Here is a 21,858-nt window from a genome sequence, read left to right on the forward strand (position 1 = left end):
TGTCACCGAGGTCTGACAGTACGGGGCCGGCGGGGGCAGGAGCGCGGGGGATGGTTCAGAGTTTGCGGATCGCGATGGTCTCGACGCTGTGGTCGGAGCCCTTGCGGAGGATCGCCGTCGCGCGCTCCCGGGTGGGGGCGATGTTCTGGCGGAGGTTGGGGCCGTTGATGGAGTCCCAGATCCGGCCGCCCTGGGCGATGGCCTCCTCGTCGGAGATCTCGGTCAGGCGGCGGAAGAAGCTGCGCTCGTCGCGGAAGGCGGTGGCACGCAGTTGCATGAAGCGGTCCAGGAACCAGCTCTTGATGTGGGCCTCGGCCGCGTCGACGAACACGGTGAAGTCGAAGAAGTCGCTGACCGCCACCCCGGCCCTGCCGTCGGCGTCCACGCGGGCCGGCTGGAGGACGTTGAGGCCCTCGACGATGAGGATGTCCGGGCTCTCCACGACGATGTGCTCGTCGGGCACGATGTTGTAGACCATGTGGCTGTAGACCGGTGCCGTCACCGAGGGCACCCCGGACTTCACGTCGGTGACGAACTTGAGCAGCGCACGCCGGTTGTACGACTCAGGGAAGCCCTTGCGCTCCAGCAGGCCACGGCGGATCAGTTCCTCGTTGGGGTACAGGAAACCGTCAGTGGTCACCAGGTCCACCTTCGGGTGGCCCGGCGCGCGTCGTAGCAGTTCCTGCAGCACGCGGGAGGTGGTGGACTTGCCGACGGCGACGGAGCCGGCGACGCCGATCACGAACGGCGTGCGGCGCACCTTCAGGTTGAGGAACGTGTTGCTGTCGTGGACCAGGTTGCCGGTGTTGGCCATGTACAGGTGCAGCAGCTGCGTCAGGGGCCGGTAGATGTCACGGACGTCATCGGGGGAGGTCGGGTCGCCCAGGCCGCGCAGACGCTCCAGGGTTGCCTCGTCCAGTTCGATCTGGGTGTTGTCGGCCAACGCCGCCCAGGCCCTTCTGCGCAGCACCACGTAGGGACGAGCCACCGTCCACCCTTTCGCCATGTCATCTACTTCGGGCAAAAGCCTAACAGTGGCCACGCGGTGGCCACGCACTGCGCTAGCTTTGCGGGCATGTCGGCACTGGTTCTGGTCACTGATGGCGTTGGCTACCTGGGGCAGTGGTGCATCGTCGAGGCCCTCGGACGGGGCCTGCGGGTGCGGGCCGTCGCCCCCGCCGTGGACGCGGTCCCCGGAATCCTGGAGGCGGTCTCCGCGAAGGTGGACGTGACCGCGCGGCTGGAGACCATCGTCCTGGACCCGCTGAGGGACGCGGGGTGGGCTGACGCGGCGCGGGGCGCCACCTACGTCGTCCACACCGGCCACGTCGCGGCGCGGGAGTCCGAGTCCGAGGTCAACCAGCAGGTGACCACGCGGATCCTGCAGGCCGCGAGCTCGGCCGGGGTGGAGCGGGTCGTGGTGACCTCCACCGTGGGAGCCGCCCGGCCGGCCGACGACGCCACGACCGCCGACGAGGCCGTGTGGACCGATCCCACCAACAGCGCCGGCGACGGTGCGATCGCCGCCACGGTGGAGCGCAGCGCCCACGAGACGGCCGAGCGCCTCGGGATCGAACTGGTCACGCTGCTGCCGGGACACATGGTGGGGGCGCCGGTCGGGCCCGGCGGGCTGGAGCGGCTGTGGCTCATCGGTGACCTGGTCTCGGGACGCTCGGGTGACGTCCCGAAGCGGGGCGTCGAGATCGTCGACGTGCGCGACGTCGCCAAGGCGCACGTGTCCGCCCTGGTGAACCCGAAGGCCACGGGACGCTACCTGGTCCCGGGCGAGTTCTACTGGATGGTCGAGATCGCGAGGGTGCTGCGGGACCGACTGGGGGAGCGTGCCAGGCACGTGCCCACCACAGTGCTCTCAGGCTGGCGCGCCACCATCGTCGGCTGGCTGACCCCTCGCAACAACCGGCCACCGATCGGGTCGGAGACGGAAGTGGTTCACGACAGCTCGCGGGCGCGTCGGGAACTCGACTGGCGGCCCCGCAACACCGACGACTCCATCATCGAGACCGCTGAGCTGTTCCTGGCCGAGGGCCAGTGAGCCCGTTCAGTTGCGGAACAGCGAGAGCAGCCCACCGACGAGGCGGATGATCTCGATGACGATGGCGATCGCCTGCACCACCGCGACGGTGGTCTCGAACGTCGTCCCCAGCGCGCGCATGTGCTGTGAGATGTCCACGCCGCCACCCAGCCGCTCGAATTCCTTCTGCCACTGCTTCTCCTGCCGGAAGAGCACGGCGTAGGGGAGCAGTTTCTCGGTCAGCAGGAACCGGTCGAGCCTTGACAGGGCCACCGGGTCGCCCGCCGCCGGCTGCGCCTCCAGCCCCAGCACCTGCCCGCCGACGGTGAGCGCGCCCGCCGGTGTGCGCAGGGCGCCCTCCGGTGACTGGAGCACGCGGAGCCGTTCCTGCTCGGCCAGTTCCATGTAGGAGCGCAGGCCGGCCAGGTGTCGGCGCAACTCCTTGCCGCGCTCGGTGAACCGCAGCAGCGGCCCGGGCGCGATGGTCAGGACCCAGAACAGCAGCGCCACCTCGGCCACCACAGCCACGGCCCCCAGCCAAGCGCCGTTCAGCAGCGCCCCGAGCAGCAGCACCAGGCCCACCACGAGAACGGCCAGGAACAGCAGCGAGAGCAGCACCAGGTGCGCCGAGCTGGGGTTGCGGCGGGTGTAGCCGTCGGAGGTCAGGCGCCTGCGGGTGTTGTCCAGGAACTCGCTCAGGTGCCGGCGCCGGTGCCGACGGAAGGTGCCGTGTCCCCGCAGGAAGAAGACCTCCGGCGCCTCAGCGAGGCTCGCCGACTCGATCCCGAGCTCGCGCAGCGCCTCCAGGTAGCGGCGTTCCTGGCGCGGCTTCATGTGTGATGGGCGGAACGCCCGCAGGAACTCCCGCTGCTCGCCAGTGAGTGCTGCGCCGGGCCTCACCTGCACGGCCACCGGCCCGCGCCGGCCGTCGGTGGTGAGCACTCGCGCCTTGCCCTGCACGGCGAGCTCGATGAGCGCCGCCGTGAGGACGCGTCGGTCCGCCCGGACCGCCAGCCCGTGTTCGAAGATGCTGCCCTCCCGCGGTGGGAGGAACTCCACGACGGGGGACGCCGGCAGCCGGTTCGCGACCAGTCGGGCGAAACCAGCGATCAACAGGCCGAGAAGTACCGGAACCGCTGCGATCAGGAGGATGGCGATGACTTGGAATGGATCGGGCACGCCTTCCAGACTAGCCACGGGGTCGGTCACCGGGATGGCCCGACCAGCGGCGATAGCACACGGAGCGCCCGGCGCGCGAATGTCAAGAATCGCTCATCGGTACTGTACGGTTGTCCGCGTGTGTGGAATTGTTGGGTACCTGGGTGACCGTGACGGACTTGAAATCGTGCTCGCCGGCCTGCGCCGGTTGGAGTACCGGGGCTACGACTCGGCGGGCATAGCGCTCGCAGTCGACGGCCGTGTGGAGTGGCGCAAGAAGCAGGGCAAGATCGCCAACCTCGCAGCCGAGATCGAGGCGGACCCGGTGCAGCGCACCGGCACCGCGATCGGGCACACCCGGTGGGCCACCCACGGCGCACCCACCGACGCGAACTCGCACCCGCACACCTCGGGGGAGCGGGTCGCGATCGTGCACAACGGCATCATCGAGAACCACGCCCCGCTGCGTGCCGAACTCCAGGAGGCCGGGGCCACCTTCACCTCCGAGACCGACTCGGAGGTGGCCGCCCACCTGATCGCCCGCGAACTCGAAGGCGGGGCCGACCTCGTCGAGGCCATGCGCCGCGCCGTGGTCCGCCTCGACGGGGCCTTCACCCTCGTTGCCGTCGACGCGAACGACCCGGACCGCGTCGTCGCGGCCCGTCGCAACTCGCCCCTCGTCGTGGGTGTGGGCGAGGGGGAGTACTTCCTGGCCTCCGACGTCGCCGCCTTCATCGAGCACACCCGCGACGCCATCGAACTGGGCCAGGACCAGATCGTCGAACTCACCCGCGACGGGGTCAACGTCACCACCTTCGACGGCGGCCCAGCCGAGACCACCGCCTTCCGGGTGGACTGGGACCTCGCCGCCGCCCAGAAGCAGGGCTACGACTGGTTCATGCGCAAGGAGATCTTCGAGCAGCCCCAGGCAGTCGCCGACACCCTCCTCGGCCGCCTCAACGAGCGGGGCGAGCTGGTGCTCGACGAGCTGCGGATGAGCCCCGAACTCCTGCGCCGCGTCAACAAGATCGTCATCGTGGCCTGCGGCACCGCCTTCTACGCCGGCCTGGTGGCCAAGTACGCCATCGAGCACTGGACCCGCATCCCCTGCGAGGTGGAACTGGCCAGCGAGTTCCGCTACCGGGACCCGATCATCGACCCGATGACCCTCGTGGTCACCATCTCCCAGTCCGGCGAGACGGCGGACACGCTGATGGCCATCCGCCACGCCCGCGAGCAGCACGCCAAGGTGATCGCCATCTGCAACACCAACGGCGCCACCATCCCGCGCGAGTCCGACGCCGTCATCTACACCCACGCCGGCCCCGAGATCGGCGTCGCCTCCACGAAGGGCTTCACCACCCAGCTGGTGGCCTGCTACCTGCTGGGCCTCTACCTGGCGCAGGTGCGCGGGATGAAGTACGGCGACGAGATCGCCGCGCTGCTCGCCGAGCTCGAGCGGATGCCGGCCGCGCTGCAGCAGCTCCTCGACGAGCAGCAGACCGTCCTGGACCTGGCCGAGCAGTTCAAGGACGCCTCTTCGGTGCTGTTCCTGGGCCGCCACGTCGGCTACCCGGTGGCGCTGGAGGGTGCGCTCAAGCTGAAGGAGCTCGCCTACATCCACGCCGAGGGCTTCGCGGCCGGGGAACTCAAGCACGGACCCATCGCGCTCGTCTCCCAGGACCTGCCGATCTTCGTCGTCGTGCCGCCCCACGGCCGGGACCAGCTCCGGGACAAGGTGATCTCCAACATCGCCGAGGTCCGTGCCCGCGGGGCCAAGACCATCGTGCTGGGCGACGCCGCCGACGACGAGGCACGCGCCCACGCCGAGGTGTTTATCCCGCTGCCACCGGTGTCCACCCTGGTGCAGCCGCTGCTGGCCATCGTTCCGCTGCAGCTGTTCGCCTGCGAACTGGCCACCCTGAAGGGCCACGACGTCGACCAGCCCCGCAACCTCGCGAAGTCGGTCACCGTCGAATAGGCTGCCACGCATGATCGTGGGCGTCGGCACTGACCTGTGCGTGGTGGAGCGGTTCGAGGCCATGCTCGAACGGCGCCCCGGCCTGCGCGAGCGGTTGCTGACACCGTCGGAACGGGCACTGTCCATCCAGTCCCAAGCAGCGCGGTTCGCCGCCAAGGAGGCGCTGGCCAAGGCTCTCCAGTCACCCGGCGGGATGCGCTGGCTGGACTGCGAGGTGGTCAAGTCCGAGCACGGCGTGCCCAGCTTCGTGGTGACAGGCACCGTCGCCGCTCGGGTGGCGGAACTGGGGATCGAACGCATGCACCTGTCCATCTCCCACGACGGAGGCTTCGCCACCGCACTGGTGGTCTGCGAGGCCTGAGCCCGCGAACCTCAGTGGCCGCGAGCGATCCACTCCTCGAGGTGGGGTGCCTCGTCGCCGATGGTGGTGGCGTCCCCGTGTCCGGTGCGCACCACCGTCTCCGGTGGCAGCGTGAGCAGCTTCTCCCTGATGGATTCGATGATGGTCGGGAAGTCGCTGAACGAGCGCCCGGTGGCGCCCGGGCCACCCTTGAACAGGGTGTCCCCGGTGAAGACCGTCGACTCCGCAGGCAGCAGGTAACACGTGGAGCCGGGGGAGTGGCCCGGGGTGTGCACGGCGACCAGTTCGGCGTCGCCCACCTTGAAGCGGTCCCCGTCGGCCACCTCGGAGTCAGGTGCGACGTCGTGCACCCGGTCCCAGAGCATCCGGTCCGCAGGGTTGAGGTGCACCGGAGCGTCGGTGGCATCGCGCAGGGCGAGGGCGGCGCCGATGTGGTCGTCGTGGGCGTGGGTCAGCAGGATGCCCAGCACCCGGCGCTCGCCCACCACCTCGAGGATGGGCGCCGGGTCGTGCGGGGCGTCGATGATGACGCACTCGTCGTCATCTCCCACCACCCACACGTTGTTGTCGACGTCCCAGGTGCCGCCGTCGAGGGAGAAGGTGCCGGAGGTGACCGCGTTCTCGATCCTCATGAGATCTCCACCACCGAACGCAGCACGTTGCCGGTGTGCATCTTCTCGAAGGCCGCCTCGACGTCGTCGAGCCCGATCCGCTCGGTGACGAAACCGGCCAGGTCCAGGTTGCCGTTGAGGTAGTGCTGCACCAGCATCGGGAAGTCGCGGGAGGGCAGGCAGTCGCCGTACCAGGAGGACTTCAGGGCCCCGCCCCGGCCGAACACCTCCAGCAGCGGGAGTTCGATCTTCATGTCCGGGGTGGGCACGCCCACCAGGACGACGGTGCCGGCGAGGTCGCGGGCGTAGAAGGCCTGCTCGTAGGTCTCCGGACGCCCCACGGCCTCGACCACCACGTTCGCCCCGTTGCCGTCGGTGAGCGCACGGATGGCCTCCACCGGGTCCTCGTTGCGGGAGTTGACGGTGTGGGTGGCCCCGAAGTGCTTCGTGCGGGCCAGCTTCTCGTCGTCGATGTCCACGGCGATGATCGTCGTGGCGCCGGCCAGCTTCGCGCCGGCGATGGCGGCGGTGCCGACGCCGCCGCAGCCGATCACCGCCACGGAGTCGCCCTGCCGCACGCCACCGGTGTTCATGGAGGCACCGATGCCGGCCATCACACCGCAGCCGAGCAGCCCGGCCGCTGCCGGGTCCGCCGCCTCGCTCACCTTCGTGCACTGGCCGGCAGCGACCAGCGTCTTCTCCGCGAACGCGCCGATCCCGAGCGCCGGGCTCAGGACGGTGCCGTCCTCCAGCGTCATCTTCTGCGCGGCGTTGTGGGTGTTGAAGCAGTACTGCAACTCACCGCGACGGCAGGCGCGGCACTGGCCGCAGACCGCGCGCCAGTTCAGGATCACCCGGTCCCCGACGGCGACCTCGGTGACGTCGTCCCCGACGGCGGCGACCACTCCGGTGGCCTCGTGGCCGAGCAGGAATGGGTACTCGTCATTGATGCCGCCCTGCTGGTAGGCGAGGTCCGTGTGGCACACGCCGCAGGTCAGGATGTCCACCAGCGCCTCGCCCGGGCCGGGGTCCGGTACCAGGATGGTCTCCACGGAGACCGGTTCGCCCTTGGCGTGGACCACGGCGGCCCTGACCTTGTGCACCATTGCCACTTCCTCCTCATGTCTGGTTGGACCCCACCATAGCCACGGGCGATGGTTGACTGGGGCCATGGAAGAGATCCCCGCGATCACACCCGAGGAATTCGAACGCCTGTGGCCCGTGCCGCGGGTGGACAGTGACAAGTACAGCCGCGGCGTCGTCGGCCTGGACACCGGTTCGGCCCAGTATCCCGGGGCCGCCCTGCTCGGCTGCGCGGGCGCCCTGCACTCCGGCGCCGGCATGGTGCGCTACGTCGGTCCGGCGCTGTCGGAACTGGTGCTGGCGAGGTTCCCGAGCGCGGTGACGGCCGACGGCCGCGTGCAGGCGATGGTGCTCGGGTCCGGCTGGGGTGAGACGGCCTCCCCGGAACGGCTGGAGGCGGCCCTCGGGCGGGACGTGCCGCTGGTGCTGGACGCCGACGCGCTCACCCTGCTGCCGGTGGAGCTCCCACAGAACTCGCTGCTGACCCCGCACGCGGGCGAACTCGCGAAACTGTTGGGGGTGGAGCGGCCCGCGGTGCAGGCCGAGCCCGTGGACCACATCCGCTGTGCCGCCGAGACCTTCGGGGCCACGGTGCTGCTCAAGGGCGCCACCCAGTACGTGTGCACGCCCGACGGCGCTGTCACCACCGCGGTCCCGGGTCCCTCGTGGACGGCGCAGGCCGGCTCCGGCGACGTGCTGGCGGGAGCATGCGGCACGCTGCTGGCGGCGGGCCTCTCCGCGGACCGGGCAGCACTGCTCGCCGCGTCGCTGCAGGCCATGGCTGCGGTCGCCTTTCCGGGCCCGCACCCGCCGGACCGGCTTGCCGAGGGCTTCGCCGACGTGCTGGGCCGGCTGTTCCCGCAGTCCTAGAGTGGGGGACATGGCTACACGAGGACAACGACGCCAACGCACCGCCGCAAGGGCTTTCGCCGTCGTGCTCGGAGGTGCCCTCGCGTTGGGGACCGCGGCGGTGGGCGGGTTCGCAGCCCGCAACCTCTTCGCCGGCACGTGGCACCGCGCAAGAGCGACGAGGGCCGGTTTCAGTGAGCGGAGGGTGCGGGTCAACGGCACCTGGCTGAACTACGGGGAGGGTCCGAACAACGGCCTCCCGCCGCTGCTGCTGGTCCACGGGCAGGGCTCGGACTGGAAGTCGTACGCGGCGGCGCTGCCCGCACTCAGCAAGATGTTCCACGTCTACGCCGTCGACGTGCACGGGCACGGGGGATCAGACAGGGCGCCGGAGAAGTACCGGGCGGTGGAGATCGGCCGGGACCTCGCCGCCTTCACGGCGGAGGTGATCGGTGAACCGGCAATCGTGTCGGGGCACTCCTCGGGCGGCCAACTGGCCGCCTGGCTTGCGGCCAACGCCCCGGAGCTGGTGGACAAGGTCATGCTCGAGGACCCGCCGATGCTCACCACCCTCCTGCCGCGTGCCCGCGACACCTGGAACTGGCGGGACCTGGCCACCAGCTGCCACCGGTTCCTGGCGAGCGGGGAGCAGGACTTCGTCGCCCACTACTGGCGCAACCAGCTGATGTGGAAGTTCTTCGGCGACGGGGCCGAGCGTCCCCGGGAGGCAGGGCTGGCGCGCCGTGCGAAGTCCCCGGGCGAGCCGTTGCAGCTGTGGTGGTGGCCCGGCAACGAGTTCCTGCGGAGCATGGAGGACTACGACCCCCGATTCGGCGAGGCCTTCCACTCCGGCGACTGGGACGAGGGCTTCGACCACGAGGCCACCCTGCGTGCCATCCGGCAGCCCACCTCGTTCGTCCACACCAAGGTGTCCTGGGACGGTGACCTGCTGCAGGCCGCCACCAGCGACGAGGACGCCGCCCGGATCCGCGAGCTGTTGCCCAACGAGGAGTTCGAGAAGGTCGACACCGGCCACGACTTCCACGGGGAGGCTCCCCGCCAGTTCGTGCGACTCCTCGAGAAACTCCACGCCCGCAGCTAGGTTTGGGCCATGGGCACAGCACGCGCAGTAGTGGTCACGGAACCGGGGGACAGCTCCGTCCTGGAGGTACTGGAGCACGAGGTGCCCGACCCGGGGCCCGGCGAGGTCCAGGTGGAACTCGCTGCCGCGGGCGTCAACTTCTACGACGTGTACGTGCGCCAGGGCGTGTACCCGACCGAGACCCCGTTCGTCCTCGGCAACGAGGGCGCCGGCACCGTCGTGGCCCTCGGCGAGGGCGTGGACCGGGTGTCCGTGGGGGACCGGGTGGCGTGGGGCCAGTCCGGCGCCAGCCAGGCCACCCTGGTCAACCTCCCGGCCGAGAAGGTGGTGGGCGTCCCCGACGGCGTGGACCTCGTGGACGCGGCCGCGGCGATGCTGCAGGGCCTCACGGCCCACTACCTGGTGACGTCCACCTACTCCGTCCAGCCGGATGACGTGGCCCTCGTGCACGCCGCCGCCGGGGGTGTCGGGCAACTGCTGGTGCAGATGATCCGCAACCGCGGCGGCATCGTCGTCGCGACGGCGGGCAGCGAGGAGAAACTGGAGGTCGCTCGCGGGCGCGGGGCGCAACACACGATCAACTACCGGGAGGTGGAGGACCTGGCCGCGGCGGTCCGGGAGGTCGCTGGGGGCGGTGTCCACGTCGCCTACGACGGCGTCGGCAAGGACACCTTCGACGCGTCGCTGGCCTCGCTGCGCCGACGCGGGATGCTGGTGCTGTTCGGCGGCGCCAGCGGGCAGGTGCCGCCCTTCGACCTGCAGCGCCTCAACGCCGCCGGGTCCGTCTACGTCACCCGCCCCACCTTGGCCCACTACGTCGAGGAGCGGGCGGAGTTCGTGGCGCGCTCCGCGGAGTTGTTCGAGTGGATCCGTACCGGCGCGGTGCAGTTGGACATCGGCGGCCGGTACCGATTCGCGCAGGCCGCCGAGGCCTATGACGCGTTGGAGGGCAGGCGCACCACCGGCAAGCTGGTCCTGGTCCCCTGAGCGGGCCTCAGGTCACCCGGACACGACGGCGCACGGAACGGCGGATGGCCTCACGGTAGTGGTCCACCAGCTCCGAGCAGAGGTTCGCCCAGGTCCGGTGGAGCGTGGAGTTGCGGGCCGCCACCCCGAAGGCGCGGCGCTTGGCGTCGTCGCCGATCAGGTCCACCACGTGCTCGCGCAGGGCAGCCAAGTCTCCCGGTCGGTACAGCCAGCCGGTGCGGGACTGGTCCACCAGGTCGATGGGGCCGCCGCGGGCCGGCGCGACGACGGGCAGCCCGGAGGCCTTTGCCTCCTGGATGGATTGGCAGAACGTCTCCAACTCCCCGGTGTGGACGAACAGGTCCAGCGAGGCGAGCGTCGTGGCCTGCTCCCGGCCGCTCAGCTGGCCGGTGAACTCGGCCCCGGGAAGCAGTTGACCCAGCCGTCGTCGTTCCGGTCCGGAGCCGATGATCACCAGACGGGTGTTGGGAACGTCGTTCAGCACGGCGAGGTCCGAGACCTGCTTCTCGCTGGCGAGACGCCCCATGTAGCCGATCAGTCGCTCGCCGTTCGGGGCCAGCCGACGGCGGAGCTCCGCGGAGCGGTGCAGGGGGCTGAACCGGACCGAGTCGACGCCGCGCCCCCACACCCCGACCCGCGGGATGTCGTGGGCCAGCAACTGGTCCCGGGCGAAGGTGGAGGGGGCGAAGTTCAGCGTGGCCAGGGAGTGGACCTGACGCAGGTGGTGCCAGAACAGCGGCTCGAGCTGCGGGAAGCCGTAGCGGGCCGCGTAGGAGGGCACCTCCGTCTGGTAGATCCCGACCATGGGGATGCCCAGCTTCGCGGCCACCGTCGCGGCCTTGTAGCCCAGGACGATCGGCGCGGCCAGGTGCACCACGTCGGGACGGAACTCGGCCAGCAACTTCTCGATGTAGTACGACGGGGTGGTGACCACGCGCACGATGTCATAGCCGGGCAACCCGACCGAGCTCATGGCGTGGACCGGGAAGCCCCGGTAGTCAGCAGGGGTCCGGTCCCCGTCGGCGGGGGCGATGACCATCGCCTCGTGGCCGTGCTCGCGGAGATGGTCCAGCAGCCGCAGGACAGAATTGGTCACGCCATTCACCTGCGGCAGGAAGGATTCGGCGACTACTGCAACTCGCACGTCTTCGATTCTAGTCCCGAGGGTGTCCGACCGACGAAGTGACGGCCAACAGGGGGTGAACGCTCCGTGACAAGTCGGTGACCCTCGGTTTGGGGGAAACGTGCCCGGGAAGGTAAGGTGGACAGGTCGGTCACTTCTGGCCGACGGATTCCGACCTGGCTTCGGAATCTTGAATCTCCCGGGACTGCGGACCGTTGAACCCGCCCCCAGCCAGCACCATGCGATGCGCCCCACTGCGGCGTGTCCACCGGCCGTCTTGTGTTTGATGTTCTTGATGTGACGAGACGCGCCGCGCCCAGCGCAACACCGTCGCTGGGCCCGCCTCGAAACAGCGAAGGACCCCACAACACCATGGCCATGCCCAAGAAGAAGACTGCCAAGTCCCAGAAGGCCGACGGCACCCCCAAGAAGCGCTGGAGCGCCGCCGAACGCGCCGCCCGCGGCCACGGCCCCCGCACCCGCGGCGGCCAGCGCAGCCGCGACGGCGAGACCCGTGGCTTCAACCGCGACGGCGACAAGCGCAGCTTCGCCCGCGACGACCGCGGCGAGCGCTCCTTCAACTCCGACGAGCGCGGCGAGCGCCGCAACTTCTCCCGCGACGACCGCGGTTACCAGCGCGACGACCGTCGCCCCTACAACCGTGACGACCGCGGCGACCGCGGCAACGGCTTCAAGCGCGATGACCGTCGGTCCAACTGGAACCGCGACGACCGCCGTCCGTACAACCGTGACGACCGCGGTGACCGCGGTGACCGGGGTGACCGCGGCAACGGGTTCGGTCGCGATGACCGTCGCTCCAACTGGAACCGTGACGACCGCCGCCCGTACAACCGTGACGACCGCGGTGACCGCGGCAACGGCTTCAAGCGTGATGACCGTCGCTCCTTCAACCGGGATGATCGCGGCGAGCGCGGCAACAGCTGGAACCGCGACGACCGCCGCCCGTACAACCGCGACGACCGCGGCGACCGGGGCAACAGCTGGAACCGTGACGACCGTCCCCGCAAGTCCTGGAACGACGACCGTGGCGAGCGCCCAGGGCGTCGCCACTTCGCCGACTCGGGCGAGGGCGGCGACCGTCGCGGCCCGGCACGTGACTTCCGGGACCACGCCCCGCGCAAGCACCACCGCGACCACAACAACTCGTGGCGCGACTCCGGCCCCCGCGACTTCGACGGCGGCGCCGCCGATGCCGACCAGATGAGCTGGCAGGCCGCCGAGGCCCAGGAACTGCAGGTCTCCGAGGCCGACGAGAAGTCCGGCTTCGCGGAGCTCGGCGTCGCCCTGCCCATCGTCGCCACCCTGGCCTCCAAGGGCATCGTCGAGCCCTTCCCGATCCAGCGCGCCACCATCGCCGACGCCATCGCCGGCCGCGACGTCCTCGGCCGCGGCCGCACCGGCTCCGGCAAGACGCTCGCCTTCGGCCTGCCGACGCTGACCCGCCTCTCGCAGGGCGAGGCCGTCGGATCGCCCCGCGCACTGATCCTGACCCCGACCCGTGAGCTCGCGCTCCAGATCGCGGACAACCTCTCCCCGCTGGCCACGTCCGTCGGCCTGGACCTCACGCTGATCGCCGGTGGCATGTCCTACGGCCCGCAGATCCGCGCCTTCGAGCGTGGCGTCGACATCGTCGTGGCCACCCCCGGCCGCCTGATCGACCTGCTCGAGCAGGGCGCCGCTGACCTCTCCCAGGTCCAGGTCACGATCCTCGACGAGGCCGACCACATGAGCGACCTGGGCTTCCTGCCCGACGTCTCCACCCTGCTCGACGCCACCCCCGAGGGCAGCCAGCGTCTGCTGTTCTCCGCCACCCTGGACCGCGCCGTCGACCGTCTGGTGCGCAAGTACCTGGCCGACCCGGTCACCCATGAGGTGGACTCCGGCCAGGCCTCTGTGACGACGATGACGCACCACTTCTTGGAGCTCGCGCCGCACCACAAGAACCTCATCACCGCCGAGATCGCCAACCGTGAGGCGAAGACGCTGATCTTCGCCCGCACCCAGATGGGTGCGGACCGCATCGCCGGGCAGCTGCGCGAGGCCGGCGTGATGGCGGGTGCGCTCCACGGCGGCCTCACCCAGGGCGCCCGTGCCCGGGTGCTCGAGGCCTACAAGGAGGACAAGCTGAAGGTCCTCGTCGCCACCGACGTCGCCGCCCGCGGCATCCACGTCGACGACATCACCCTCGTCCTCCAGGTGGACCCGCCCATGGGGCCCAAGGACTACCTGCACCGCGCCGGCCGCACGGCCCGCGCCGGTGAGAGCGGCGCCGTGGTCAGCGTCGTGCTGCCGCACCAGCGCAAGCAGGTCCGTCGCATCGCGGACCAGGCCGGCGTGCGGGTCACCCCGCTGCAGGTCCAGCCCGGCAGCGTCGAACTCCGCGAGGCCACCGGTGCCCGGCCCGTCTCCGAGACCCCGATCGCCGACGAGGACTTCCAGGCGATCATCGCCCCCAAGCAGCAGCGTCGCGGCCCCAAGCGCGGTGGCTACGGCGGTCGTGGCGGACGCGGCGGCCGTGGCGGTGGCTACCGCGGCCAGGGTCGTCGTCGCGACAACTGGTGACGCAGGAGTAGAGTCGCGTCGAAATGAGCGCTTCTCCCGAGGCGTCCCTCCGGCTCGCCGCCGTGGGGGACGCCGCTGCCATGTTCGAGGTCATCCGGACCGCCTTCGCGGCCCGGAGGCCGGTTGACCCTCCAGCGGCTGCGCTGCGCGACACCGTCGCCGACGTCGAGGACGCCATCCGAGGCGGCCACGGCATCTGCCTGGAACTCGACGGTGAACTGATCGCGTGCCTGCTGATCAGCGTCACCGGTGACGTCGCCACCTTCCGTCGCGTCAGCGTGCTCCCGGAGCACTCCGGGTCCGGGCACGCGCACCAGCTGATCGAGGGCGCGGCCTCCGTCGCCTCGGACCTGGGTTGCCGCACCGTCGAACTGTTGACCCGCCGCGAGTTCCCCGAGCTGCTGGCCTGGTGGCAGCGTCACGGCTTCCGGGTGGCGCGGGAGGCCGAGGACGGCTACGTCCTGGCGCGCCCGCTGCCCATCCTGCTCGACGTGCCCACCGCCGACGACATGCACCGGCTCGGGCTCCGCATCGCCGCCCTGCTGCGCAAGGGTGACGTGATCATCGCCACCGGGGACCTCGGCGCCGGCAAGACCACCCTCGCGCAGGGGATCGGGGAGGGCCTGCACGTGAACGGGCACGTCACCTCACCCACCTTCATCATCTCCCGCTTCCACGAGGCCACCGCCGACGGACCCTCGTTCGTGCACGTCGACGCCTACCGCCTCGGGGACGGCGCCGAGTTGGCGGACATCGACCTCGACGAGTCCCTCGCGGAGTCGGTCACCATGGTGGAGTGGGGCGAGGGGATGGCCGAGTGGCTCTCCGACGACAGGCTCGAGATCACCATCGAACGCGGCGAGGGCGACGACGTGCGCACCGTGCTGCTCGACGGCGTCGGTCCCCGCTGGGCCGACGCCCTGGAACCCCTCAGGGAGCTGCGATGACCTGGACGCTCGCGATCGACACCTCCTTCCACGTGGCCGTGGGACTCGCCCGCGACGGCGTGCCCGTGGCCGCCACGGTGGTGCCGGACACCCGTGCCCATGTCGAGGCGCTCGTGCCCGCCGTGCAGGAACTGTGCACCGCGCACGTGCCCCTCACCGCCGTCGACGAGTTCGTCGTCGGCATGGGGCCGGGGCCGTTCACCGGCCTGCGGGTGGGGGTGGCGGCCGCCTGGACCCTCGCGGAGCTCGCCGGCGTGGAGCCCCACGGTGTCTGCTCGCTCGACGTGCTCGCGCTGCAGTGGGGCGAGGCCGCCCCGGAGGAGTTCGTCATCGCCTCCGACGCCCGCCGCAGTGAGCTCTACTGGGCCCGCTACACCTCGGGTGCGAGGGTCGGCGAGCCGCAGGTGAGTGCCCCCGGTGACCTGCCCGAACTGCCCGTCGCCGGGCCCGTGCCGGAGAAGTTCCGCACGGACCTGGACTGGGACGCCGACGGCCCCGTCGCGCTGGACCCTGCCGTCATGGCGGCCCGCTGGCAGCAACTCGCGACCGCGGGCGACGAGCCCTACTACCTGCGCCCAGCCGACGCCACCGTCGGCGGCCCCCCGAAGTCCACCCTCCCCAAGCTGCGGGTGCGACGATGAACGCCCGGACCGCCACCGTCGCGGACCTGCCCGGGCTGGTGGCGCTGGAGGACTCCTTCGCGGCCACGGAGCGCTGGAACGGGCAGCTCTGGAGCGATGAACTGGCTGCGGGTGACCGGCTGGTGCTGGTGGCCGAGGCGGGTGGTGCCGCAGTGGAGTTGGCCGGGGCCGCCACCTTCCAACTGGTGGGTGAGACCGCGGACCTGCATCGGGTGGTGGTGGCCGCCGGGCACCGTAGGCAAGGGCTGGCGCGCACCCTGGTGGGGGCGGGCCTGCGCTGGGCCGGTGAGCAGGGCGCGACACGCGTGCTGCTGGAGGTGCGCCACGACAACGAGCCCGCCGTCGCCCTCTACCACAGCCTCGGCTTCGTCGTCATCGGGGAACGCCGCGACTACTACGCGGCCGGCGCGCACGCGCTGGTGATGGAACTGGTGCTGGCGGGTCTGGACCCGGACGCCGTCGGTGCCCCGGAAACGGAGGTGGCCCGATGAGTGAGCCCCTGATCATTGGAATCGAGTCCTCCTGCGACGAGACCGGCGTCGGCATCGTCCGTGGCCGGGAACTCCTCGCCAACGAGGTGGCCAGTTCGGTGGACCTGCACGTCCGCTTCGGCGGAGTGGTGCCCGAGGTGGCCAGCCGCGCCCACCTGTCCGCCATCATCCCCACGCTGCGGCGCGCCGCGGAGACCGCCGACGTCGACCTCGCCGAGGTGGACGCCGTCGCCGTCACCTCCGGCCCCGGCCTGATGGGTGCCCTGCTGGTGGGGATCTCGGCCGCCAAGGCCTTGGCCGCCTACCTCGGCAAGCCCCTCTACGGGGTCAACCACCTCGTCGGCCACGTCGCCGTCGACCTGCTGGACCACGGTGAGCTGCCCATGCCCAGCACCGCGCTGCTCGTCTCCGGCGGGCACACGTCCCTGCTGCACGTGCGCGACATCGCCACCGACATCGTCGAGGTGGGCGCCACCATCGACGACGCCGCCGGGGAGGCCTACGACAAGGTGGCGCGCCTGCTTGGTCTGAGCTACCCGGGCGGCCCGGTCATCGACAAGCTCGCCGCCGAGGGCGACCCGAGGGCGATCCGCTTCCCGCGCGGGCTCACCGCCCGCCACGACCTCGACAAGCACCGGTTCGACTTCAGCTTCTCCGGCCTCAAGACCGCCGTGGCGCGCTGGGTGGAACGCCGTCGGCTCGACGGACTCGACGTCCCCGTGGCCGACGTCGCAGCCAGCTTCCAGGAGGCGGTCTGCGACGTGTTGACCGCCAAGACCGTCGACGCCGCCCAGCACCACGGCACGAAGACGATCCTGCTCGGCGGGGGAGTGGCCGCCAACTCGCGGCTGCGCACGCTGCTGGAGGAGCGGGCGAACGCCGTCGGCATCGAACTGCGCCGGCCCCGCCCGGGCCTGTGCACGGACAACGGCGCGATGATCGCGGCCGTCGGCTCCGAGGTGGTGCGGGCAGGCCTCGCGCCGTCGGCGATGGACTTCGGTGGCCACTCCAGCCTGCCGGTGTCCACCGTCGTCGTCTGAGGCCTCAGCGCCCCCGGGCGTAGATCTCGCGGACCAGGTCCTCGATGGCGGGTTCGCCCAGGGTGAGGTCCGCGATCTCGGCCTGCGCCCCGATGTGGGCCAGCAGTGCGGGGACCTTGTGCTCGCTGCCGTTGAACTGCAGCCGGTGGCGGATGCCATCGGCCTCCACCGCCACCACGCTGACGCCCGCCGGCACGGCCAGTTCCGCCCGCGGTTCGGCCAGGTCCAGCACCAGTTCGCGCGGGGCGCCGAGGGACTCGCGGAACCCCTCGAGGGCGCCGTCGTAGGCGATGCTGCCGGAGTTCACCACCACGAGCCGCTCGCACAGGCGCTCGACGTCGGTCATGTCATGGGTGGTCAGGAACAAGGTGGTGCCCCGCTCGGCCCGGTCCTGGCGCAGGAAGCGGCGCAGTCCCTCCTTGGAAATCATGTCCAGGCCGATGGTGGGTTCGTCGAGGATCACCAGCGACGGTGAGTGCAACAGCGCCGCCGCGAGTTCGCCCCGCATGCGCTGCCCCAGGGACAGCTGCCGCACCGGCCGGTCGAGGAACGGTGAGAGGTCGAGGCCCTCGACGAGACGCGCGAGCCGACTCTCGTGCTCGGCGGGCGTGAGCCGATGCATGGCGGCGAGGATCCCGTAGGAGTCGCGCAGGGGCAGGTCCCACCACAGCTGTGAGCGCTGCCCGAACACCACGCCGATCTCGCGGGCCAGTTGCCGGCGCTCCGGCACGGGGTTGCGGCCCAGCACCCGCAGCCCACCACTGCTCGGCTGCAGGATGCCGGTCATCATCTTGATGGTGGTGGACTTGCCCGCGCCGTTGGCCCCGACGAAGCCGACGGCCTCGCCCGGGGCGATCTCGAGGCTGATGCCGTCGACGGCGCGCACGACGCTGCGGGTGCGGCGCAGGCCGCCGGCGCGCCGGGTGCGCACCACGTACTCGCGGCGCAGGTCCAGCAGCGAGATGGCCGATGTGTTCGGGGGTGTGCTCATCCGCCTGCTCCTGTGTATCTGCGGACCCCCGCGCGCCACAGCAGCGCCGCGACCGTCCACACGACGATCGCCGCGGGCAGCCCCAACCAGCCGGCGGACTGCGGCAGCAGAGCCGGGCCGGGCAGGTCGAGGAGCGCGAGGGTGGGGGTGTAGGCCACCAGGGTGGCCGGGATGACGAAGGTGAAGAAGGCCCGCAGCGGCAGCGAGAACACCGCACCGGGCGTGGTGGCGACGTAGCTGCCGCCGTAGGTGAAGGCGTTGGCGAACTCGCGCCCGTCCACCAGCCAGAACTGCATGGCGCCCGCCATCGTAAGCAGGGAGCCGAAGATGGCGGCGCCGGCGATGGGCGCGAGGACCGCCAGCAGCAGCGTCGACGGTGTGGGGGAGAATCCCGAGAGGCCCAGCGCGCTGACGTACATGGCCAGCCCCACGCCGATGCGCCCGATCCGGCGCAGTGAGAGGTCCAGGCTGGAGATCTGCAGCAGCACCGGCACCGGCCGCACCAGCAGGGTCTCGAGCTTTCCGCTCTTGATCAGGGTGGACAGGCCGTCGATCTCGCCGAAGAACAGGTCCGCCAACCCGAAGGCCAGCGCGCCCAGCCCGTAGACGACGGCCACCTGCGGCAGGGTCAGCCCGCCGAGGACGCCCACCTGGGTGAGGATCACCCACAACTCCAGGAATTCGGTGCCCACGATCAGGACCTGGCCCAACACGTCGGCCAGGAAGCTGGTGCGGAAGCTCGCCTGGGAGCGGATCCGCGAGCCGTACAGCGTCGCCACCATCCGCAGCGCCGAGGTCGGCCGCTCACGAGTCTCAGCCACCCTGCACCTCCAGCCTGCGCTCGCCGGCGCGCAGCACCAGGTGGGCCGCGACGGCGAGGACCGCGAGCCAGAAGACCTGCACCCCCACCAGGGGCAGCGCCTCGGCGGGGCTGATCCGACCCGAAAGCGTGTCGATCGGGGTCTGGATGATGGAGGGGAACGGCGTGGCCCGGGCGATGGTGAGCAGCCAGTCGGGGAACCACACGATGGGGATCAGGAACCCGGACAGCAGGTTCATCACCGCCAGGTAGACCACGCTCAGCCCGCGGGTCTCCACGATCCAGAAGGCGGCGAGGTTGACCAGCATGTCCGCGAGGAACGCGACGGTGATCGCCAGCAGCACCGAGAAGGCGCCAAACAGGTAGGAGCGGGGGTCCTCCGGCAGTGCCAGCCCGGTGACCAGCGCACCGATCACCAGCGGTGGGATGCCCCTGCCCAGCAGCAGGAACCCGGAGCGACCCAGCTTCTGTGCGTAGTACAGGCCCAGGAAGTCGATGGGGCGCAGCAGGTCCACGGCGATGTCGCCCTGATGGACCCGCTGGGAGACCTCGCGGGTGCCGAACGCCTCGATGGGGGCGAGCAACGCCTGCCCGAGCCAGACGTAGGTGGCCGCCTGCAGCGCGGTGTAGCCGCCCAACTCGCCGCCCGCCGTCGCGATGGCGGCGAACATGATGGAGGCGCGGATGAACCCGAAGACGGTGTTGGTGAACACGCCGGCGGCCGTGGCCATCCGGTAGGTGGAGTACTGCCGGAAGGAGGCGGCGATGATCCTTCCATGGGCGAGCACCGATGCGAGTATAGGGCCTCCTGGCCGCAGGCCTCAGTCGTCGGGGAAGAGATCCACCTGGCCGTGCCCCATCAGCTTGTCGATGGCGCGCCGGTCCCGCTTCGTTGGCCGCCCCGCGCCACGGTCCCGTCGGGCCACGGGGTTGGACAGGTGGGCGGGCCGCTCGGGGGAATGGTCCACGTAGGCCTTCACCGCCACCGGCGCACCGACGCGCTTCTTGAGCAGTTCCACCACCTCGAACTCGCGGACCCAGCCGGGCTCCTTGATGCTGACCCGGTCCCCGGGCTTCACCGGCGCGGCGGGCTTGGTGGGGGCACCGTTGAGCCGCACGTGGCCGCCCTTGACGGCGTTGGTGGCGATCGAGCGCGTCTTGAACAGCCGCACGGACCACAACCACACGTCGAGCCTCGTCATTGCTCCCACCTCCGTCCTCGAGCGTAGTGGCAATGCAGCGGGCGTGACAGGCGTCCGGGACACGCCTCGGCGAGGCTCTCCAAGGCCTGACGCAGGCGTGTCGCGGATCCTGGTCACGGGCTACGTTTGGGCTCGTGGAGATTCTCACGGAACAGGGACGCGCGGCACTGGCCAGGGCCGCGGCGGAGGCGGACCCGACGTCGCTGGGCGCCGCGGAGCGGCTGCGGCGTGAGTTCGAGCCCGCGCTGGCCGCCGAGGCGCTCACCCAGGTGGCGTTGCGGCGCCGCGCGCAAGGCAAGTTCCCCGACGCCGAGGAGATGTTCCTCACCTCCGACGGGCTGCAGCAGGCCACCCGCCCGGCCGTCGCCGAGTGGCGGGCACGCAGGTTCGCCGACGCCGGTATCACCGAGGTCTGGGACCTCGGCTGCGGCCTCGGCGCCGACGCCATGGCGATCCAGCAAGCCGGACTGATGGCGCAGGGCGTCGAGGCCGACGAGCAGACGGCGGCGTTCGCGACGGCCAACCTCGCGCTGGTGGGCGGACCGGCGGTGCTGCAGGCGCGGGCCGAGGACGTCGAGGTCCCCGAGGGTGCGGGGGTATTCCTGGACCCGGCCCGTCGCAACGCCCGTGGCCGCACGTGGGACGTCGCCGACTTCACCCCGCCCTGGACCCTGGTGGAGGAGTACCTGTCCTCGGACCACTTCACCTGCGTGAAGCTCGGGCCGGGCCTGCCCAAGGAACTGATCCCCGACGGCGTCGCCGCGACCTGGGTCTCGGAGCGCGGCTCGGTGGCGGAGGTCTCACTGTGGAACCGACTGGAGCCGGGATACTCGGCCGTGGTGTTCCCACGCGACGGCTCGGCGCCCGTCGAGGTCCGGGCCACCGAGGCGCCGCGGGAACTCCCGGTGGGGGAGGTCGGCCGCTTCCTCATCGAACCGGACAACGCCGTCATCCGCGCCGGTCTGGTGGGGGAGGTCGCGCCCGGCCGGGACGTCTGGCTGCTGGACCCACACCTGGCCTACCTCTCGGCCGACGAGCCCCTCGACTCACCGCTGGCCGACTGCTTCGAGGTGACCGAGGCCCTGCCCTACGACCAGAAATCGATCCGCGCCCACGTGAAGCAGCAGCGGATCGGAACCCTGGAGATCAAGTGCAGGGGCATCGACGTCGACCCCGCCGCCCTGCGCCGTCAACTCAAGCCGAAGGGCCCTGCGGCCGCGACCCTGGTGCTGTCCCGGACCCCGAACGGTGCCGTCGCGGTGTTCGCGCATCGCGTGTGACCGCCCGCCTGCGCCCCATCGACCGGACGCGCCGTCGAATTCAGGCGGAAGGGGCACCGGTGCCCCTTGCTGCCGAATCACTCGGCGTGTGGGGTCGATGGGTGGCTCTCGGACGTGCTGGCACTCCACTTGCCTGAGTGCTAATCCGGGTATAGCTTGGGACTTGGCACTCGACCCTGTCGGGTGCCAACGCCCGGGCGGCACCCGCGACGACGTCCGGACACCTCAGATCCGAAACTCATCCGGCTTTGCCGGGAAACCACAGAAAGGGGTTTGACGTGGCAAGCACGATCAAGCCGCTCGAGGACCGCGTCCTCGTCGAGCCGCTCGAGGCCGTCCAGACCACCGCTTCCGGACTGGTCATTCCGGACACCGCCAAGGAGAAGCCGCAGGAGGGTCGCATCGTGGCCACCGGGCCCGGCCGCATCGACGACAACGGCAACCGCGTCCCGCTCGACGTCGCCGAGGGCGACGTCGTCATCTTCTCCAAGTACGGCGGCACCGAGGTCAAGTACGACGGCAAGGAGCTCCTGCTCCTCAACGCCCGCGACATCCTCGCCGTAGTCTCCAAGTAAG

Annotated in this window: 22 protein-coding genes; 13 read left to right on the top strand and 9 right to left on the bottom strand. The window is 70.8% G+C overall.

Features of this window, described 5'->3' with window-relative positions; translation table 11 throughout:
- Positions 1–55 precede the first annotated feature (55 nt).
- The gene (gene coaA / locus ACYU7G_RS12275) at positions 56–1,006 is read right to left on the bottom strand and encodes a type I pantothenate kinase (RefSeq protein ID WP_461108201.1); all 951 of its coding nucleotides are present in this window, start codon (positions 1,004–1,006) and stop codon (positions 56–58) included.
- 69 nt (positions 1,007–1,075) lie between these two features.
- Between coaA and ACYU7G_RS12280 the strand changes: the two genes are divergently transcribed.
- Positions 1,076–2,053, top strand: a complete 978-nt coding sequence (locus tag ACYU7G_RS12280; RefSeq protein ID WP_461108203.1) for an NAD-dependent epimerase/dehydratase family protein — start codon at positions 1,076–1,078, stop codon at positions 2,051–2,053.
- A gap of 6 nt (positions 2,054–2,059) precedes the next feature.
- Here the strand turns inward: ACYU7G_RS12280 and ACYU7G_RS12285 are convergent, their stop codons facing one another.
- Positions 2,060–3,211 (bottom strand): DUF2207 family protein, encoded by a 1,152-nt coding sequence (locus ACYU7G_RS12285; RefSeq protein WP_461108205.1) that lies wholly within the window; start codon positions 3,209–3,211, stop codon positions 2,060–2,062.
- Positions 3,212–3,329: 118 nt separating this feature from the next.
- Between ACYU7G_RS12285 and glmS the strand changes: the two genes are divergently transcribed.
- Together glmS and ACYU7G_RS12295 are read left to right on the top strand one after the other, a co-directional pair.
- The gene (gene glmS, locus ACYU7G_RS12290; RefSeq protein WP_461108207.1) at positions 3,330–5,171 is read left to right on the top strand and encodes a glutamine--fructose-6-phosphate transaminase (isomerizing); all 1,842 of its coding nucleotides are present in this window, start codon (positions 3,330–3,332) and stop codon (positions 5,169–5,171) included.
- A gap of 10 nt (positions 5,172–5,181) precedes the next feature.
- The gene (locus tag ACYU7G_RS12295) at positions 5,182–5,532 is read left to right on the top strand and encodes a holo-ACP synthase (RefSeq protein WP_461108209.1); all 351 of its coding nucleotides are present in this window, start codon (positions 5,182–5,184) and stop codon (positions 5,530–5,532) included.
- An 11-nt stretch (positions 5,533–5,543) separates the two neighbouring features.
- On the opposite strand, the gene ACYU7G_RS12300 is transcribed toward ACYU7G_RS12295, so the two are convergent.
- Positions 5,544–6,164, bottom strand: coding sequence for an MBL fold metallo-hydrolase (locus tag ACYU7G_RS12300; protein ID WP_461108211.1), 621 nt, complete (start codon positions 6,162–6,164; stop codon positions 5,544–5,546).
- A complete protein-coding gene (locus ACYU7G_RS12305; RefSeq protein WP_461108213.1) occupies positions 6,161–7,249 on the bottom strand; it encodes an S-(hydroxymethyl)mycothiol dehydrogenase in 1,089 nt (362 codons plus the stop codon). Before ACYU7G_RS12305 ends, ACYU7G_RS12300 begins: the two co-directional genes overlap by 4 nt.
- 64 nt (positions 7,250–7,313) lie before the next feature.
- Between ACYU7G_RS12305 and ACYU7G_RS12310 the strand changes: the two genes are divergently transcribed.
- Genes ACYU7G_RS12310 through ACYU7G_RS12320 form a run of 3 tightly spaced genes read left to right on the top strand, consistent with a single transcriptional unit; the run spans position 7,314 to position 10,164 of the window.
- Positions 7,314–8,096: an ADP-dependent NAD(P)H-hydrate dehydratase gene (locus ACYU7G_RS12310; RefSeq protein ID WP_461108215.1), complete on the top strand. Its 783-nt coding sequence runs from the start codon at positions 7,314–7,316 to the stop codon at positions 8,094–8,096.
- A gap of 10 nt (positions 8,097–8,106) precedes the next feature.
- Complete coding sequence (locus ACYU7G_RS12315) at positions 8,107–9,177, top strand: alpha/beta fold hydrolase (protein ID WP_461108217.1); 1,071 nt, start codon at positions 8,107–8,109, stop codon at positions 9,175–9,177.
- Positions 9,178–9,186: 9 nt separating this feature from the next.
- The gene (locus ACYU7G_RS12320) at positions 9,187–10,164 is read left to right on the top strand and encodes a quinone oxidoreductase family protein (RefSeq protein ID WP_461108219.1); all 978 of its coding nucleotides are present in this window, start codon (positions 9,187–9,189) and stop codon (positions 10,162–10,164) included.
- A gap of 7 nt (positions 10,165–10,171) precedes the next feature.
- Here the strand turns inward: ACYU7G_RS12320 and ACYU7G_RS12325 are convergent, their stop codons facing one another.
- On the bottom strand, positions 10,172–11,308 hold the full coding sequence (locus ACYU7G_RS12325) for a glycosyltransferase family 4 protein (protein WP_461108221.1): 1,137 nt from the start codon (positions 11,306–11,308) through the stop codon (positions 10,172–10,174).
- A 357-nt stretch (positions 11,309–11,665) separates the two neighbouring features.
- On the opposite strand from ACYU7G_RS12325, the gene ACYU7G_RS12330 reads away from it, so the two are divergent.
- From ACYU7G_RS12330 to tsaD, 5 genes are read left to right on the top strand one after another with little or no spacing between them, the layout of a single operon-like run.
- Positions 11,666–13,870 carry a DEAD/DEAH box helicase gene (locus tag ACYU7G_RS12330; RefSeq protein ID WP_461108223.1) on the top strand — a complete coding sequence of 735 codons (2,205 nt, stop codon included), beginning with the start codon at positions 11,666–11,668 and terminating at the stop codon, positions 13,868–13,870.
- A 23-nt stretch (positions 13,871–13,893) separates the two neighbouring features.
- Positions 13,894–14,817 (top strand): tRNA (adenosine(37)-N6)-threonylcarbamoyltransferase complex ATPase subunit type 1 TsaE, encoded by a 924-nt coding sequence (tsaE, locus tag ACYU7G_RS12335; protein WP_461108225.1) that lies wholly within the window; start codon positions 13,894–13,896, stop codon positions 14,815–14,817.
- On the top strand, positions 14,814–15,458 hold the full coding sequence (gene tsaB / locus ACYU7G_RS12340; RefSeq protein ID WP_461108227.1) for a tRNA (adenosine(37)-N6)-threonylcarbamoyltransferase complex dimerization subunit type 1 TsaB: 645 nt from the start codon (positions 14,814–14,816) through the stop codon (positions 15,456–15,458). Before tsaE ends, tsaB begins: the two co-directional genes overlap by 4 nt.
- Positions 15,455–15,949, top strand: a complete 495-nt coding sequence (locus ACYU7G_RS12345) for a GNAT family N-acetyltransferase (protein ID WP_461108229.1) — start codon at positions 15,455–15,457, stop codon at positions 15,947–15,949. The genes tsaB and ACYU7G_RS12345 overlap by 4 nt, the downstream gene beginning before the upstream one ends.
- On the top strand, positions 15,946–16,989 hold the full coding sequence (gene tsaD, locus ACYU7G_RS12350) for a tRNA (adenosine(37)-N6)-threonylcarbamoyltransferase complex transferase subunit TsaD (RefSeq protein WP_461108231.1): 1,044 nt from the start codon (positions 15,946–15,948) through the stop codon (positions 16,987–16,989). The genes ACYU7G_RS12345 and tsaD overlap by 4 nt, the downstream gene beginning before the upstream one ends.
- Positions 16,990–16,993: 4 nt before the next feature.
- Here tsaD and ACYU7G_RS12355 read toward each other — a convergent pair whose 3' ends face one another.
- From ACYU7G_RS12355 to ACYU7G_RS12370, 4 genes are read right to left on the bottom strand one after another with little or no spacing between them, the layout of a single operon-like run.
- Complete coding sequence (locus ACYU7G_RS12355) at positions 16,994–17,980, bottom strand: ABC transporter ATP-binding protein (protein ID WP_461108233.1); 987 nt, start codon at positions 17,978–17,980, stop codon at positions 16,994–16,996.
- Positions 17,977–18,801 (bottom strand): ABC transporter permease, encoded by an 825-nt coding sequence (locus tag ACYU7G_RS12360; protein ID WP_461108235.1) that lies wholly within the window; start codon positions 18,799–18,801, stop codon positions 17,977–17,979. Before ACYU7G_RS12360 ends, ACYU7G_RS12355 begins: the two co-directional genes overlap by 4 nt.
- Positions 18,794–19,588, bottom strand: coding sequence for an ABC transporter permease (locus tag ACYU7G_RS12365; RefSeq protein ID WP_461108237.1), 795 nt, complete (start codon positions 19,586–19,588; stop codon positions 18,794–18,796). The genes ACYU7G_RS12360 and ACYU7G_RS12365 overlap by 8 nt, the downstream gene beginning before the upstream one ends.
- A gap of 33 nt (positions 19,589–19,621) precedes the next feature.
- Positions 19,622–20,002 (bottom strand): RNA-binding S4 domain-containing protein, encoded by a 381-nt coding sequence (locus tag ACYU7G_RS12370; protein ID WP_461108239.1) that lies wholly within the window; start codon positions 20,000–20,002, stop codon positions 19,622–19,624.
- A gap of 134 nt (positions 20,003–20,136) precedes the next feature.
- Between ACYU7G_RS12370 and ACYU7G_RS12375 the strand changes: the two genes are divergently transcribed.
- Positions 20,137–21,282, top strand: coding sequence for a class I SAM-dependent methyltransferase (locus ACYU7G_RS12375; protein ID WP_461108241.1), 1,146 nt, complete (start codon positions 20,137–20,139; stop codon positions 21,280–21,282).
- Between the two features lie 278 nt (positions 21,283–21,560).
- Positions 21,561–21,857: a co-chaperone GroES gene (gene groES / locus ACYU7G_RS12380; protein ID WP_461108243.1), complete on the top strand. Its 297-nt coding sequence runs from the start codon at positions 21,561–21,563 to the stop codon at positions 21,855–21,857.
- The last annotated feature ends 1 nt before the right edge of the window (position 21,858 follow it).

This window comes from Tessaracoccus terricola, assembly GCF_054776555.1.

Coding starts and splice junctions, on each gene's coding strand:
- coaA (WP_461108201.1), bottom strand. CDS start 1,006: ATGGCGAAAGGGTGGACGGTGGCTCGTCCCTACGTGGTGCTGCGCAGA.
- ACYU7G_RS12280 (WP_461108203.1), top strand. CDS start 1,076: ATGTCGGCACTGGTTCTGGTCACTGATGGCGTTGGCTACCTGGGGCAG.
- ACYU7G_RS12295 (WP_461108209.1), top strand. CDS start 5,182: ATGATCGTGGGCGTCGGCACTGACCTGTGCGTGGTGGAGCGGTTCGAG.
- ACYU7G_RS12300 (WP_461108211.1), bottom strand. CDS start 6,164: ATGAGGATCGAGAACGCGGTCACCTCCGGCACCTTCTCCCTCGACGGC.
- ACYU7G_RS12305 (WP_461108213.1), bottom strand. CDS start 7,249: ATGGTGCACAAGGTCAGGGCCGCCGTGGTCCACGCCAAGGGCGAACCG.
- ACYU7G_RS12310 (WP_461108215.1), top strand. CDS start 7,314: ATGGAAGAGATCCCCGCGATCACACCCGAGGAATTCGAACGCCTGTGG.
- ACYU7G_RS12315 (WP_461108217.1), top strand. CDS start 8,107: ATGGCTACACGAGGACAACGACGCCAACGCACCGCCGCAAGGGCTTTC.
- ACYU7G_RS12320 (WP_461108219.1), top strand. CDS start 9,187: ATGGGCACAGCACGCGCAGTAGTGGTCACGGAACCGGGGGACAGCTCC.
- ACYU7G_RS12330 (WP_461108223.1), top strand. CDS start 11,666: ATGCCCAAGAAGAAGACTGCCAAGTCCCAGAAGGCCGACGGCACCCCC.
- tsaE (WP_461108225.1), top strand. CDS start 13,894: ATGAGCGCTTCTCCCGAGGCGTCCCTCCGGCTCGCCGCCGTGGGGGAC.
- tsaB (WP_461108227.1), top strand. CDS start 14,814: ATGACCTGGACGCTCGCGATCGACACCTCCTTCCACGTGGCCGTGGGA.
- ACYU7G_RS12345 (WP_461108229.1), top strand. CDS start 15,455: ATGAACGCCCGGACCGCCACCGTCGCGGACCTGCCCGGGCTGGTGGCG.
- tsaD (WP_461108231.1), top strand. CDS start 15,946: ATGAGTGAGCCCCTGATCATTGGAATCGAGTCCTCCTGCGACGAGACC.
- ACYU7G_RS12355 (WP_461108233.1), bottom strand. CDS start 17,980: ATGAGCACACCCCCGAACACATCGGCCATCTCGCTGCTGGACCTGCGC.
- ACYU7G_RS12370 (WP_461108239.1), bottom strand. CDS start 20,002: ATGACGAGGCTCGACGTGTGGTTGTGGTCCGTGCGGCTGTTCAAGACG.